The 13,406-nt window shown below is 71.5% G+C and carries 16 protein-coding genes; 3 read left to right on the top strand and 13 right to left on the bottom strand.

The genetic code is table 11. From position 1 onward, the window contains the following. Positions 1 to 9 precede the first annotated feature (9 nt). The 8 genes from PVK74_RS23040 to PVK74_RS23005 all read right to left on the bottom strand — a co-directional run bounded on the left by PVK74_RS23040 (position 10) and on the right by PVK74_RS23005 (position 6,647). Complete coding sequence (locus PVK74_RS23040) at positions 10 to 375, bottom strand: NADH-quinone oxidoreductase subunit A (protein WP_013283601.1); 366 nt, start codon at positions 373 to 375, stop codon at positions 10 to 12. Between the two features lie 119 nt (positions 376 to 494). Beyond that, positions 495 to 1,769, bottom strand: a complete 1,275-nt coding sequence (locus tag PVK74_RS23035; RefSeq protein WP_043330724.1) for a geranylgeranyl reductase family protein — start codon at positions 1,767 to 1,769, stop codon at positions 495 to 497. Positions 1,770 to 1,903: 134 nt separating this feature from the next. Continuing rightward, the gene (locus PVK74_RS23030) at positions 1,904 to 2,122 is read right to left on the bottom strand and encodes a hypothetical protein (RefSeq protein ID WP_174535009.1); all 219 of its coding nucleotides are present in this window, start codon (positions 2,120 to 2,122) and stop codon (positions 1,904 to 1,906) included. Positions 2,123 to 2,198: 76 nt separating this feature from the next. Further along, entirely contained in the window at positions 2,199 to 2,909 is a 711-nt protein-coding gene (locus PVK74_RS23025) for a demethylmenaquinone methyltransferase (protein ID WP_064448431.1), read from the bottom strand. A 100-nt stretch (positions 2,910 to 3,009) separates the two neighbouring features. Beyond that, on the bottom strand, positions 3,010 to 4,269 hold the full coding sequence (locus tag PVK74_RS23020; protein WP_274477186.1) for a COG1361 family protein: 1,260 nt from the start codon (positions 4,267 to 4,269) through the stop codon (positions 3,010 to 3,012). 428 nt (positions 4,270 to 4,697) lie between these two features. Continuing rightward, positions 4,698 to 5,888, bottom strand: a complete 1,191-nt coding sequence (gene mqnC, locus PVK74_RS23015; RefSeq protein WP_030500766.1) for a cyclic dehypoxanthinyl futalosine synthase — start codon at positions 5,886 to 5,888, stop codon at positions 4,698 to 4,700. A gap of 73 nt (positions 5,889 to 5,961) precedes the next feature. Next, a complete protein-coding gene (locus tag PVK74_RS23010; RefSeq protein ID WP_043327321.1) occupies positions 5,962 to 6,372 on the bottom strand; it encodes a type II toxin-antitoxin system VapC family toxin in 411 nt (136 codons plus the stop codon). Further along, positions 6,369 to 6,647, bottom strand: a complete 279-nt coding sequence (locus PVK74_RS23005) for a type II toxin-antitoxin system Phd/YefM family antitoxin (RefSeq protein WP_013283593.1) — start codon at positions 6,645 to 6,647, stop codon at positions 6,369 to 6,371. The genes PVK74_RS23010 and PVK74_RS23005 overlap by 4 nt, the downstream gene beginning before the upstream one ends. Before the next feature lie 104 nt (positions 6,648 to 6,751). Between PVK74_RS23005 and PVK74_RS23000 the strand changes: the two genes are divergently transcribed. After that, positions 6,752 to 7,402, top strand: a complete 651-nt coding sequence (locus PVK74_RS23000) for a hypothetical protein (protein WP_233514599.1) — start codon at positions 6,752 to 6,754, stop codon at positions 7,400 to 7,402. Positions 7,403 to 7,414: 12 nt separating this feature from the next. On the opposite strand, the gene paaE is transcribed toward PVK74_RS23000, so the two are convergent. From paaE to paaA, 5 genes are read right to left on the bottom strand one after another with little or no spacing between them, the layout of a single operon-like run. Next, positions 7,415 to 8,527 (bottom strand): 1,2-phenylacetyl-CoA epoxidase subunit PaaE, encoded by a 1,113-nt coding sequence (paaE, locus tag PVK74_RS22995; RefSeq protein WP_274477185.1) that lies wholly within the window; start codon positions 8,525 to 8,527, stop codon positions 7,415 to 7,417. Continuing rightward, positions 8,524 to 9,000, bottom strand: a complete 477-nt coding sequence (paaD, locus tag PVK74_RS22990) for a 1,2-phenylacetyl-CoA epoxidase subunit PaaD (RefSeq protein WP_043327327.1) — start codon at positions 8,998 to 9,000, stop codon at positions 8,524 to 8,526. Before paaD ends, paaE begins: the two co-directional genes overlap by 4 nt. Next, positions 8,997 to 9,719, bottom strand: coding sequence for a 1,2-phenylacetyl-CoA epoxidase subunit PaaC (paaC, locus tag PVK74_RS22985; RefSeq protein WP_274477184.1), 723 nt, complete (start codon positions 9,717 to 9,719; stop codon positions 8,997 to 8,999). The genes paaD and paaC overlap by 4 nt, the downstream gene beginning before the upstream one ends. Beyond that, positions 9,716 to 10,060, bottom strand: coding sequence for a 1,2-phenylacetyl-CoA epoxidase subunit PaaB (gene paaB / locus PVK74_RS22980; RefSeq protein ID WP_370446776.1), 345 nt, complete (start codon positions 10,058 to 10,060; stop codon positions 9,716 to 9,718). Before paaB ends, paaC begins: the two co-directional genes overlap by 4 nt. Next, complete coding sequence (paaA, locus tag PVK74_RS22975) at positions 10,057 to 11,124, bottom strand: 1,2-phenylacetyl-CoA epoxidase subunit PaaA (protein ID WP_274477183.1); 1,068 nt, start codon at positions 11,122 to 11,124, stop codon at positions 10,057 to 10,059. The genes paaB and paaA overlap by 4 nt, the downstream gene beginning before the upstream one ends. A 366-nt stretch (positions 11,125 to 11,490) precedes the next feature. Between paaA and PVK74_RS22970 the strand changes: the two genes are divergently transcribed. Both PVK74_RS22970 and PVK74_RS22965 read left to right on the top strand, forming a co-directional pair. Beyond that, the gene (locus tag PVK74_RS22970) at positions 11,491 to 12,471 is read left to right on the top strand and encodes a hypothetical protein (RefSeq protein ID WP_274477182.1); all 981 of its coding nucleotides are present in this window, start codon (positions 11,491 to 11,493) and stop codon (positions 12,469 to 12,471) included. Then, on the top strand, positions 12,471 to 13,406 hold the full coding sequence (locus PVK74_RS22965) for a serine hydrolase (RefSeq protein WP_274477181.1): 936 nt from the start codon (positions 12,471 to 12,473) through the stop codon (positions 13,404 to 13,406). The genes PVK74_RS22970 and PVK74_RS22965 overlap by 1 nt, the downstream gene beginning before the upstream one ends.

Here is a 13,406-nt window from a genome sequence, read left to right as displayed (position 1 = left end):
GCTACCTCCTCAGTCCCAGTCCAGGCCGCCGCGACGCCAGACATAGGCGTAGGCGACGAAGACCGCGACGATGAACAGGACCATCTCCACGAAGCCGAAGATCGGCAGAGCGTCGAAGGAGACCGCCCAGGGGTAGAGGAAGATGATCTCGATGTCGAAGACGATGAAGAGCATCGCCGTCAGGTAGAACTTGATCGGGAACCGGCCGCCGCCGACGGGCTGCGGGCTCGGCTCGATGCCACACTCGTACGCCTCGAGCTTGGCCTTGTTCAGACGCCGCGGGCCGGCGAGTCGGGCAGCGGCCACGGAGAACAGCGCGAACGCCGCAGCGAGGGCGAACAGCCCGATGATGGGTGCGTAAGGAGAGAGCGTCATCGTTGTCCCCTGCTCGTCCTTCCCTGACCTCGGTGGTTGGCCAAAATCACACTATTCACGTCCCTGAGACCTCGGTCGTCGGGGGGTCGATCTCTGTCCGGCTCGTGGTCGGTCGTCTTCTACACGGCCGGGGCCACCTTCGTCATCGCGTTGATGACCCGGTCCATCGCGTCCCCGCCGCGCGGGTCGGTCAGGTTGGCCAGCAGCTTGAGCACGAAGCGCATGAGCATCGGGTGCGGCATGCCGTGCTTGGTCGCCATCCGCATGATCTCGGGGCGGCCGATGAGCTTCACGAACACGCCGCCGAGCCGGTAGTAGCCGCCGAAGCGGGCCTTCAGCTCCTGCGGGTACGCCATCAGCGCCCGCTCCCGTTCCGCGCCGGCCGGGCGGGCCAGCGCCTGCACCATGACCTCCGCGGCCATCTCGCCGGACTCCATCGCGTACGCGATGCCCTCGCCGTTGAACGGGTTGACCATGCCGCCGGAGTCGCCGACCAGCAGGACCCCGCGGGTGTAGTGCGGGACCCGGTTGAAGCCCATCGGCAGCGCGGCCCCGAGGGTGGGACCCTCCGCGTTGGACTCGTCGGTCATCCCCCACTCCTCGGGGGTGTTCGCGAGCCAGTCGGTGAGCAGCTTGCGGTAGTTCGTCTTGCCGAACGCGGAGGACGAGTTCAGCACGCCGAGGCCGACGTTCACCCGGCCGTCGCCGAGGCCGAAGATCCAGCCGTAGCCGGGCAGCAGCGCGTCGCTGCCCTTGGCCCGCAGCTCCAGCCACGACTCCAGGTAGTCGTCGTCGTGCTTGGCGGGCGAGCGGTAGTAGCGGCGGACCGCCACGCCGATCGGGCGGTCCTCCCGCTTGGCCAGCCCGAGGGCGAGCGGGAAGCGGCCGGAGACGCCGTCGGCGGCGACCACGAGCGGCGCGTGGAAGGTGGCGGGCTCCTTGTCCGGGCCGACCTCGGCCTGCACGCCGATCACCCGGTCGTCGGCACCGAGCACCGGGCCGAGGACGTTGACGCTGGTGCGCAGCTTCGCCCCGGCGGCGACGGCCCGCTGCGCGAGCAGGTCGTCGAAGTCGAGCCGGGTCCGCACGAGGCCGTAGTTGGGGAAGCTCGCCAGGTCGGGCCAGTCCAGCTCCAGGCGCACCCCGCCGCCGATCACCCGCAGGCCCTTGTTGTGCAGCCAGCCGGCCTCGGGCGAGGTGTCCACGCCCATCCGGATGAGCTGGCGCACGGCCCGGGGCGTGAGCCCGTCGCCGCAGACCTTCTCCCGGGGAAACTCCGTCTTCTCCAGCAGCAGCACGCGTACGCCGTGCCGCGCCAGGTGGTACGCCGTGGCCGATCCTCCGGGACCGGCGCCCACGACGATGACGTCGGCGTCGTTCTCCACCGCGGTCATCCGCGCCTCCTCCCGCATGCTCGTGAAATGCTTCACAAGCCCATCCGGATGGAGTCTATGACCGCTGTTACACCAGGACGCGTTGAGGGGGGCCTAACTTCGCGGAAACGGGCCGGTAGGCGGGCCGAAACCGGTCAGGGGCGAGCCGACGCGGCCGGTCCGAGCCCGGCGTCGAGCCGGATCGCCTCGGGCAGGTGGTCACGCAACGCGCCACCTGCCGCACGGTCGAGCGCCGCCAGCACCTCGGCGACGACCTGCCGGACATCAGCGGGATCCGCGCCGGCCAACTCGCGGAGCTGGGCGATCAGCTCGGCGGCGTCGTCGTCGGTGGCGGCCTGGTCTGGTCCCGTCATGCAGGCGAGCCTACGGGGACAAAGTAGACCAGAACCGGATATTCACGAAATGACCGGCTAACGCCTGGTCGGCCGGTCAGTTTCGGACGGCCCGGTGCAGGGCCACCACGCCCCCGGTCAGGTTGCGCCACGCCACCCGGCCCCAGCCGGCCGCGCCGATCCGCGCGGCCAGCGCCGGCTGGTCCGGCCAGGCCCGGATCGACTCCGCCAGATAGACGTAGGCGTCGGGGTTGCTGGACACCGCGCGCGCCACGGCCGGCAACGACCGCATCAGGTACGACAGGTAGACGGTGCGGAACGCCGGGTTGACCGGGGTGCTGAACTCGCAGACCACCAGCCGCCCGCCCGGCCGGGTCACCCGGGCCAGCTCGCGCAGCGCCGCGTCGGTGTCGTTGACGTTGCGCAACGCGAAGGAGATGGTCACCGCGTCGAAGCTGGCGTCGGCGAACGGCAGCCGGAGCGCGTCCCCGGCCAGCAGCGGCACCGACGGGCGGGTGCGCTTGCCCGCGTAGAGCATGCCCAGCGACAGGTCGGCGCCGACCGCGTACGCCCCGGAATGGGCCAGCTCCTCGGTCGAGACACCGGTGCCGGCGCCCACGTCGAGCACCCGCTCGCCCGGCGCCAACCCGAGCGCCGCCCGGGTGGCCCGCCGCCAGGACCGGTCCTGCCCGAAGGAGAGCACGGTGTTGGTCAGGTCGTAGCGGGCCGCGACACCGTCGAACATCGCGGCTACCTCGTGCGGCTGCTTGTCCAGGCTGGCGCGCTGGCCCTGCGGGGTACGGCTCACCCCTCCACTCTGCCAGCCGCGCCCCTTCCGCCCCGCCCCGGGTACGCGAGAGGGCGGGGTGGTCGCCCACCCCGCCCTCGCCGTGTCCACGGTGACGGTGTCAGTCCTCGGTGCGCTCCTCGCCCGGCGTGACGAGCACCACCTTGCGGCGCCGGGACAGCATCATCAGCGCCACACCGGCGGCGACCACCGCAGCGCCGATCCCGCCGATCAGGCCGACCTGCATACCGGTCACCGGCAGGCCACCGCCGCCGGTGCCGCCACCCGCGCCACCACCGGAGGTCGGCGTCGGCACCGCGGTCACGCTACCGGTCGGGGTCGGCTGGGCGGTCGGCGTCGAGGTCGGCTCAGCGCTCGGCGTCGGGCTCGGGGTCGACTGCGGGCTCTGGTCGACGAAGACGTCGAACTGGGCGGTGTTGTCGCCGTCGTCGGCCTCGGAGAACGCGCGACGCTGCGCCGAGGTGGCGGCCTTCGGCTGCTCCTCCGGCGTGCCGGAGGCCGCCTCCAGCCCGGCGGCCCAGACGAAGCCCGGCCGGAGCAGCTTCTCGGTCACGTCCGCGCCGACCTTCACCCGCACGTCGGCGGTGTAGTACTGGCCGGGCTTGAGCACCGCGCCCAGGTCCTCGCAGTACGCGTTGGCGAAGCCGCCCAGGTCCTGCTCGACGCAGCCCTCGGGCAGCTCGGCGAAGGTGACACCGGCCGGCAGCGTGATGCCGTACGCGACGCCCGTGGCGTTCTCGCTTCCGTCGTTGAACACGGCCCAGTCCAGCGGCGCGGTCTGGCCCGGCCGGACCGGGCGCAGGTTCGCCTCACCGGCGTCGTCGCCGTCGACGACCACGTCGGCGTACACGTCCTGGACCCAGGTGGTGAGGTCGTAGCCGGGGTCGGTGACGGTGATGTCGTGCTCGACCGTGTCCAGCACGCCGGCGCCGTTGGCCGCGCTGATCGACACCGTCAGCGTGCCCGCCCCGCCCTTGCCGCCGGTGGAGAACAGCGGGATGCCGAAGTCCTCGGTGGTCCCGGCGGGCACGTCGCCCAGCAGGCAGGAGAAGGCGGTGCCGCGGATGTCGCAGCCCTTCGGCGCCAGCACGCCGACCTTGCCGGGCTTGAGGTCCTTCGTCTCGACGGTGACCCGGACGTCCTTCGCGTCGACGGTCCCGGCGGCGTTGTTCACCTGGAACTTGAACGGCTTGGCCTTCGCCTCGGTGACGCCCTTGGCGAGCTGGTAGCTGAGCGGGATGAGCTGGAGGTCGGCCTTGTCGGCGGCGTACGCCGGGCCGGCGACCGCGCCGAGGCCGGCGGTGGAGAGCAGGGCCACCACGCCGGCGCGCGCCAGCGTGGACCGGTAGCGGAAGGTCATGGTTCCCCCGGGGGTAGGGACGTGCCGATCAACGCACGGAACGAAGGGACGGTACCGGAGCGACGCATCGCCGCGCCAGCGTCGTACGGTGGGAATTCCCATCGATTCGACAGACGGCAGGGGCGGGATGGTCACCCATCCCGCCCCTGCCGCGGTGCGTTATGTGAACGGCCCTCATGGGCCGATGGAGGACGACGGTCCCCGACGGACGCCGCCAGCGTAATGGCGTCGCCGGCTTGCCGGGCGGTGCTCACCCGGGTCGCCGCCGACCTGTTACCTGCCTGCTCGCGGCCCGGATCGGTGGTGTCGCGCGGGCAGGCTAGCCGCCGGTGATCACGCAGGTGAAGACCCCTGGCGGAAGCTTCACCGGAAACGGGCGGAGCTCCGGCCGCACGACGGGAGCCGACCGGCCGAACGGGGGAACGAGGTCAGTTGACCTCGACCAGCGGCAGCGACTTCCCGGCCCCGCCGCCGGGCAGCGCGATCGACGAGAAGTGCGAGACCACGCGGTCGTCGCTCGGGTCGTCGGCGGGCGTGTGGTGCACCGCGAGCCGGTTGTAGAGCGTGTCCCGCTGGGCGGGGATCCGGTCGGCCGACCGGATCATGCCGATCAGCTCGTGCAGGTTGGAGCGGTGCCGGGCCCCGGCGGAGGAGATGACGTTCTCCTCCAACATGATCGAGCCGAGGTCGTCCACGCCCATGTGCAGCGCGAGCTGCCCGACGTCCTTACCGGTGGTCAGCCAGGACGCCTGCAGGTGCGGCACCGTCTCGAAGAACAGCCGGGCCACCGCGACCAGCCGCAGGTATTCCAGCGTGGTCGCCTGGGTGCGGCCCTTCAGGTGGTTGTTCTCCGGCTGGTACGTCCACGGGATGAAGGCCCGGAAGCCGCCGGTGCGGTCCTGCACGTCGCGGATCATCCGCAGGTGCTCGATGCGCTCGGCGTTGGTCTCGCCGGTGCCCATCATCATGGTGGCGGTCGACTCCAGGCCCTGCCGGTGGGCCAGTTCCATGACCTCCAGCCAGCGGGCGCCGGACTCCTTCAGCGGCGCGATCGCCTTGCGCGGCCGGTCCGGCAGCATCTCGGCGCCGGCGCCGGCGATCGAGTCCAGGCCCGCGGCCTTGATCCGGGCGATGGCCTCGTCCAGGCTCACGCCGGAGACCTTCGCCATGTGCAGGATCTCGCTCGGGCCGATTGAGTGGATCGCGAGCTGCGGGTACGCCTTCTTGACCGAGGAGAACAGCTCCTCGTAGTACTCCACGCCGTAGTCCGGGTGGTGGCCGCCCTGGAGCATGACCTGGGTGGCGCCCAACTCGACCGCCTCGCCGCAGCGGCGCAGGATCTCCTCGGTCGGGTGGGTCCAGCCCTCCTTGTGCTTGGGGGCCCGGTAGAACGCGCAGAACTTGCACGCCGTCACGCAGACGTTCGTGTAGTTGATGTTGCGGTCGATCAGGTACGTGACGATGTTGTCCGGGTAGCGGCGCCGCCGTACCGCGTCGGCCGCCTCGCCCAGCGCGTGGAAGGGCGCGTCGGTGTAGAGCAGCAGCGCCTCCTCGGGCGTGATGCGCCCGCCGTCCGCGCCGCGTTGCAGGATGTCGTCGATCTCCCGGTTCGCCGTCACACTCCCGAGCGTACGTCGCGGGCCCGACGGCGGGAAACGCCACTCCTCACCCGGTGACGAGAGACCCACCCGGTCAGGGCATCCCCGGACTGGCCACCGGCAGCCCGATCGCCCTGGCCGCCTCCAGCAGCCGCTTGTCGTACGTGACGAACGCGACGAACTCGGCCGCCGCCTGCCGGGCCAGGACCTCGGCGGTGGCGAGGTGGACGGCGTCCAGGCTGCGCAGCATCGGCTCCGGGTACGCGCCCGCCGTCGCACGGACCGTGGCGTCGATCTCGACCCGGTAGAGACGTCCCAGCACCGAGGGGACACCCACCAGCGCCTGTGGAGCGGCACGACGCAACGCCCGCGGCACCTCCACCTCGACGAGAGCCGACGACACCAGCGCGGTGCCGGCGCGCTCGTTCAGCCAGCCGAGCAGATCCGGCGTCTCCGCCTCCCGCCGCAGCATCTTGATGACCGCCGCCGAGTCGAGGTAGATCACCAACGCTCCTCGTCGCGTGCCTCGACCAGCGCGGCCGCGGCGTCCACCGTGGGATCCCCGAGCACCGGCGGCATCGGGACCGGGCCGGTCGTGGTCGGGGCCGTGGCCCGGCCCTCGGCCACCAACCGGCCGAGAAGCGCGTCGCCGGCCAGCACCGGGACCAGGCGGGCGATCGGCTCACCCCGATCGGTCACCTCGACCGTCTCACCGGCGCGCACCCGCGCCAGCACCCGGCTGGTGTGCTGGTTCAGCTCCCGGACGGCGATCTGCTCCATCAGGCAAGTGTAGAACGTAACGTTCTACCCGTCACGGATGGTGGTCGACCCGAAGCGCCACCGCGGGAAGCGGAGCGCTGGCGTCGCCCGTCTACGCTCTCGGCGTGTCAGTCGTATCGCCCCCGCCCACCCCCGTACGCGTGGCCGGCGCCCGCTCCGCCCTCTGGTCCCTCACGATGACCGCCGTGCTCGTCGGCTTCGGCCTCGCCGTGATCGTCGTGACCGCGGCGGTCGGCCACCTCACCGTGGGACTCCCGATCGCGGTGCCGATCTCCGTCGGCCTGGTCGGCTGCCTCGCCTTCGCGGTCGGCCTGCGCCTGCTGCACCGGGGCTGGTGGCTGACCCTCCTGTCGGTGCTGCCGGCCCTGTTCGTGCTGGTGGGCGCCGTCCAGCTCGCCCCCGAGTCGGTGCTCCGGGAGCGCGGCGTCGCCCAGCAGGTGACCATCACCGACGTGCAGACGGCCGGCAAGCGGCACGAGTTCGCCCTCCAGGGCGACGCCGGCCGGCTGGACGAGCCGCTGGTCTACCGGGGCAGTTCCCCCGGCTACCGGGTGGGCCAGCGGCTGACTGTGCTCGTCGACCCGCGTGGTGAGGTGGAACTGACCGACGCGCGGGACGTGGACCCGGACGGAAAGCGGGGCATGCTCGTGTTCGGCGCGGCGGGATGGACCCTGTTCGCGCTCGTCGGCGGGTGGCGCGGCCACGTCAGCCGGGCCCGTGGCCGCGCCGCCACGGCACCGCCCGTGGTGATCTGAGCGGCGGCGCCGCTAGGCGTCGTAGTCGACGGTCAGCTCGTCGGTTACGGGACTCGACTGACAGGTCAGTACGTAACCGGCGGCCACCTCGTCCGGCTCCAGCGCGTAGTTGCGCGCCATCGTCACCTCGCCGGACGTCACCTTGGCCCGGCAGGTCGAGCACACCCCGCCCTTGCAGGCGTACGGCAGCTCGCCGCGCACCCGCAGTGCCGCGTCCAGCACCCGCTCGTCCCGGCCCATGGTGAAACTGGACGAGCGCCCGTCCAGCACGATCGTCACGTCGGTGCCCGCGCCGGGCCGCTCGACCTCACGCCGGACCGGCTCCGGCGGGGCGTCGACGTGGAACAGCTCGGTGTGCACCGCCGCGTCCGGCACGCCACGACCGGCCAGCACCGCCTTGGCGTCCACCACCATCCCGTACGGGCCGCAGAGGAACCACTCCTCGATCTCGTCCCCCGGTACGACGGTGTCGAGCAGCCGGGTCAGCCGGTCGGCGTCGATCCGCCCCGACAGCAGCGCCGACTCGCCCATCTCCCGGGACAGCACGTGCACCAGGTGCAGCCGGGTCGGATAGCGGTCCTTCAGGTCCGCCAGCTCCTCGGCGAACATCACCGAGTTCGCCGTGCGGTTGCCGTACACCAGCGTGAACGTGCTGCGCGGCTCGGTCGCCAGCGCGGTCGCGGCCAGGCCGAGGACCGGGGTGATGCCGGAACCGGCGACCACCGCGCCGTACCGGCGGACCCGGTCCGGGGTGAACGCGGAGGTGAAGTGGCCCAGCGGCGGCAGCACCTCGACGGTGTCGCCGCCACGCAGCGCGCCGCAGGCGTACGCGGAGAACGCCCCGCCCGGCACCTCACGCACCCCGACCCGCAACCGGCCGTGCCGGGCCAGCTCGTCGGGGGTGGAGCAGATCGAGTACGACCGCCGCACCTCCCCGCCGTCGGCGTCGGCCGGGCGGCGGACGGTGAGGTGCTGCCCGGCGGAGAACGCGAACGTCTCGCGCAGCTCCTCCGGCACCGCGAACGTGATCGACACCGAGTCGTCGGTGAGCCGGTCCACGGCGGCCACGGGCAGCGGGTGGAAGACCGGCCGGCGGCGAACCGGCCGCGTGATGGTGACAGTCACAGCGCCTTCAGGTGGTCGAAGGGTTCGGAACAGGAGCGGCAGCGCCACAGCGCCTTGCACGCGGTCGAGCCGAAGCGGCTGATCTGGGTGGTCTCCGGCGACCCGCAGCGCGGGCAGCGTACGGCCAGCGTCAGCGGCACCACCGTGTCGTCGCCGCGCGGCGCGGGCGGGGCGATGCCGGCGGCGGCGAGCTTGGCCCGCCCGGCGTCGGAGATCCAGTCGGTGCTCCACGCCGGGTGGTAGACCGTGCGGACCTCGGCGTCCGGATGCCCGGCAGCGGCCAGCGCCCGGCGGATGTCCGCCCGGATCACGTCCATGGCCGGGCAGCCGGTGTAGGTGGGGGTGATCGTGACGACGACGCGGCCGGTGCCGGGCTCCTCGTCGACGGCGCGCAGGATGCCCAGCTCGTCGATGGTGATGACCCGGATCTCCGGGTCCACCACCGCCGCCGCGGCGTCCCTCGCGCTTGTCACCAGCTCGCTCCGGGGTGGGCGCGGTGCAGCACCTGCATCTCGGCGAGCAGGTACGAGAGGTGCTCGGTGTGCAGGCCGTCCCGGCCACCACCGGGCGTCCAGCCCGTCTCCGGGCGGGTGAGCGTCGCCTCGTCCAGCACGGCGGACACGGTGGCGTCGAAGTCGGCCCGAAGGGTGGACGGGTCGACCGGCGCCGTCGGATCCGGGTTGAACAGCTCGTGGACGTACGGCCACACCTCGTCGACCGCGTCCTGCATGCGTCGGTGCGACTCCTCCGTGCCGTCGCCGAGCCGCTTCACCCACAGCGCCGCGTGGTCCAGGTGGTACGCCGACTCCTTGCGCGCCTTCGCGCCGACCGCCGCGAGCCGTTCGTCCGCGCAGCCGGCCAGCGCCGTGTAGAGCGGCACCTGGTACGCGGCCAGGAAGAACAGCTTCGCCATGGTCACGCCGAAGTCGCCGTTGGGCAGCTCGACCAGCAGGCAGTTGCGGAACTCGCGGTCGTCGCGCAGGTAGGCCAGGTCGTCCTCGTCGCGGCCGGCGCCCTCCAGCTCGCCCGCGTACGTGAGCAGCAGCCGCGCCGCGCCGAGCTGGTCGAGGGCGATGTTCGCGAGCGCGATGTCCTCTTCCATCTCCGGCGCGCGGGAGGTCCACTCACCGAGGCGCTGCGCCGCGATGAGCGCGTCGTCGCCGATGGCGAGCGTGAAGTCGAACCGGCTCATAGGTGCGCCGCCCCTTCGGGGACCTCGTAGAAGGTGGGGTGCCGGTAGACCTTGTCGGCGGCCGGGTCGAAGAACGAGTCCTTCTCGTCCGGGCTGGACGCGGTGATCGCGCTCGCCGGCACCACCCAGATGGATACGCCCTCCTGGCGGCGGGTGTAGAGGTCCCGGGCGTTGCGCAGGGCCAGCTCGGCGTCGGGGGCGTGCAGGCTGCCGACGTGGGTGTGCGACAGGCCACGGCGGGCCCGCACGAAGACCTCCCAGAGGGGAGAGGACGAGCTGCTCATGCCGTGCCCGCTGGGCATGCCCTCACGGCCCTCGCTGCGCTCGGTGCGTTCGCTCATGCCGCCACCGGCTCCTTTCGATCTGACCGCTTCGCGGCGTACGCCGCGGCGGCCTCCCGTACCCACGCGCCGTCGGCGTGCGCCTTGCGCCGGTGCGCCATGCGCTCCCTGTTGCACGGCCCGTTGCCCTTGATCACCCGCATCAGCTCGTCGTAGTCGGGCTGGGTGTAGTCGTACGCCTGGCGCTCGTCGTTCCAGCGCAGGTCCGGGTCGGGCAGGGTGAGGCCGAGCACCTCCGCCTGGCCGACGCACATGTCGACGAAGCGCTGGCGCAGCTCGTCGTTGGAGAAGCGCTTGATCTTCCAGGCCATCGACTGGGCGCTGTGCGTCGAGTCGCCGTCCGGCGGGCCGAACATGGCAAGTGACGGGTACCACCAGCGGTCCACCGCGTCCTGCGCCATCGCCTTCTGCGCTTCGGTGCCGTGCGCCAGCGTGTGCAGGATCTCGTAGCCCTGCCGCTGGTGGAACGACTCCTCCTTGCAGACCCGGATCATCGCCCGGGCGTACGGGCCGTAGGAGCAGCGGCACAGCGGCACCTGGTTGACGATCGCCGCGCCGTCCACGAGCCAGCCGATCGCGCCCACGTCGGCCCAGGTCAGCGTCGGGTAGTTGAAGATCGAGCTGTACTTCTGCCGCCCGTCGAGCAGCAACTCCACCAGCTCGTCGCGGCTGATGCCGAGCGTCTCGGCCGCCGCGTAGAGGTAGAGGCCGTGGCCGGCCTCGTCCTGCACCTTCGCCAGCAGGATCGCCTTGCGCTTGAGCGACGGCGCCCGGCTGATCCAGTTGCCCTCCGGCTGCATGCCGATGATCTCGGAGTGCGCGTGCTGCGCGATCTGCCGGATCAGCGTCCTGCGGTACGCCTCGGGCATCCAGTCGCGGGGTTCGATCTTCTGGTCCGCGTCGATGACGTCGACGAAGTACGCCTCGACGTCCTCGTCCGGCGCCGGACCGCCGCGCCGCGCCCGCGCCGCCGCTTCGCGCAGCGCCGCCTCCGCGGCCTCCACTTCGCCGAGCAGGCCGCCGCCCGGAGCGTCCTCCGGCGGAGCGAAGTCATTGCCATACATGTAGCTAGTGTTACAGCTCGGCACGATTGACACCAGAGGGTGTAACAGCATTCGCGAGCCGCCTTCCACGACCGGACAAGCGCCTGCCGTCATCGCCAGCAATCGGAGAGTGACTGTGATGTCGATCACTCAATGAAGGTGAAACCTCCCAAGGCTGGCAAAGCACGTCAATAACCCGCCCTTCCCACCAAGTCGGCGGGTGTCGAGACCTGGCATATCGACAGTCCGGAAGTAGACTTCCCCCGGCAAGCCGTTCGGCTCCAAGATCGTCACCGTTCAGGCCAACGTCCCCCGGCCTTGTGGCGACCGGAGCGAAACCTGCGGAAGCGCCGGTCCCCCCGGCCATACATCTGGAGTTCACCACTCATGCGACCTCGCGTGACCATGGTGCTCGCCATCGTGGCGGTCCTCGTCGGTGGCGTCATGCTGGTGCCCGCCGCGTACGCCAAGTTCGCCGGCGGCAGCGGCGAGGGCGGCATCGGCGGCGGTGGACAGGTCCCGGCGCCGAGCCCGACCGCGCCCGCACCGCCGACGCTCGCCGACGCGCCGGTCTCGGTGAAGTTCGAGGGCGAGTTCTTCTCCTGGGCACTGATGGACCGCGAGACGGGCACCGTCTCCGGCGCGAAGAACATGAGCCAGACCAGCTCCACCGAGTCGATGCTCAAGGCCTGGATCGTCGCGGACTACCTGCGCCAGCTCGACGACAAGGAGCCGAGTGACGACCTGAAGAAGGCGGCGATCCTGGCGATCCGGGACAGCGACGACGACGGCGCCAACCGGGTCTACCGGGCGGCGGGCGGCTCCTACCGCCCGCAGCCGGGCGGCAAGCCCGACCCGGTCATCGCGCGCGCGATCCGGATCTGCGGCCTGACCGACACCAGGCCCGGCGACGTGCCCGACTACGAGGGCTGGTGGAGCTTCACCGAGATGTCCCCCCGGGACGCCGTTCGCCTCGGCGACTGCATCGCCGACGGCCGCGCGGCCGGGCCCAAGTGGACGAAGTGGCTGCTCAGCGAGATGACCAAGGTGGCCGGCAGCGTCAAGCAGCAGGAGGAGCGCTCCGGCGGCGGCCGGTGGGGCATCATCGACGGCCTGCCCGCGACGATCAAGGCGCAGGGCCCGGTGCACATGAAGAACGGCTGGACGCGGCTCGCCTACGACGGCAACTGGCACGTCAGCTGCTTGGCGTTCACCGACAAGTGGAGTCTCTCGGTCATGATGCGCTACCCGGCCAGGGCCGGTTTGTCGTACGGCGCGAAGATGTGCGCCAGCGTCGCCACCCAGCTCGTGACGCCGCAGCCCGGCGCCGCGCTCAAGGTGCCGCAACAGCCGGCCGGGAAGCTCTGATGGCCGGCGCCCGGCGTCGACCCGGCAGCCATCGCCGCCCGCTGGCGTTCAGCGCCCTGGCAGTGGTTCTCCTCGGACTGCTCGGCCTCTCCCTGCGGGTGATCCCCGGCTCGCCGCTGGAGGCCACCGCGAACTCGCATCCCGAGCCGACGAGCGAGCGGTCCGCCCGGCAAACCGTCGACCGCAACGCGCCGCGCGTCGCTCCCTCACCGGCGCTCACCCCGCTGCCGTTTCAGGAGAAGAACCTGGACAGCCTGAAGATCAAGGGCTGGTACGCCTGGTCCGTGCTGGACAAGCGCACCGGAAAGATCATCGGCTCGGCGAACATGGACGAGACCAGCACTACCGCTTCGCTGATCAAGTCCTGGGTGGTGGCCGACTACCTGCGCCTGCGCGCCGAGGACGGCAAGACGCCGAGCGAGGCGAAGCTGGCCGACGCCACGAAGATCATTCGCGACAGCGACAACACCCGCGCCCAGGAGTTCTACGAGAGCGTGGGCGGTTCCGACTCGATCGAGCGGCTCATCTCGATCTGCAAGCTCACCGACAGCGCGGTCGCCGACGACGGCGGCTGGAGCCGCACCGAGCTGTCCCCCCGGGACACCGCCCGGCTCGGGCTCTGCATCGACGACGGCCGCGCGGCCGGGCCGAAGTGGACCAAGTGGCTGCTCAACGAGATGCGCCAGGTACGCGCCCCCGGTGACTTCGGCATCCGCAAGGCGTTCCCGGCCGCCCAGCAGAAGAAGATCGCCATCAAGAACGGGTGGATCGACCGGGACAAGGAAAAGGAGTACCACGTCAACTGCCTCGCCATCGGCGACACGTGGACGATGGGCGTGATGGTCCGCAGCCCGTTCGGTGTCGAGGGCGGCTGGGAGTACGGCATGGACGCCTGCGAACGGATCACCAAGGCGCTGCTGCGCCCGGCGACCTGA

It is taken from the genome of Micromonospora chalcea (genome assembly GCF_028768405.1).
Lineage (GTDB): Bacteria > Actinomycetota > Actinomycetes > Mycobacteriales > Micromonosporaceae > Micromonospora > Micromonospora chalcea.
This window is presented reverse-complemented; position numbering and strand designations above follow the sequence as displayed.

Bases quoted from the DNA above. Each gene is read 5' to 3' on its own strand.
- PVK74_RS23040 (WP_013283601.1), bottom strand. From the start codon at position 375: ATGACGCTCTCTCCTTACGCACCCATCATCGGGCTGTTCGCCCTCGCT.
- PVK74_RS23035 (WP_043330724.1), bottom strand. From the start codon at position 1,769: ATGACCGCGGTGGAGAACGACGCCGACGTCATCGTCGTGGGCGCCGGT.
- PVK74_RS23030 (WP_174535009.1), bottom strand. From the start codon at position 2,122: ATGACGGGACCAGACCAGGCCGCCACCGACGACGACGCCGCCGAGCTG.
- PVK74_RS23020 (WP_274477186.1), bottom strand. From the start codon at position 4,269: ATGACCTTCCGCTACCGGTCCACGCTGGCGCGCGCCGGCGTGGTGGCC.
- PVK74_RS23005 (WP_013283593.1), bottom strand. From the start codon at position 6,647: ATGGAGCAGATCGCCGTCCGGGAGCTGAACCAGCACACCAGCCGGGTG.
- paaC (WP_274477184.1), bottom strand. From the start codon at position 9,719: ATGAGCCGGTTCGACTTCACGCTCGCCATCGGCGACGACGCGCTCATC.
- paaB (WP_370446776.1), bottom strand. From the start codon at position 10,060: ATGAGCGAACGCACCGAGCGCAGCGAGGGCCGTGAGGGCATGCCCAGC.
- paaA (WP_274477183.1), bottom strand. From the start codon at position 11,124: ATGTATGGCAATGACTTCGCTCCGCCGGAGGACGCTCCGGGCGGCGGC.
- PVK74_RS22970 (WP_274477182.1), top strand. From the start codon at position 11,491: ATGCGACCTCGCGTGACCATGGTGCTCGCCATCGTGGCGGTCCTCGTC.
- PVK74_RS22965 (WP_274477181.1), top strand. From the start codon at position 12,471: ATGGCCGGCGCCCGGCGTCGACCCGGCAGCCATCGCCGCCCGCTGGCG.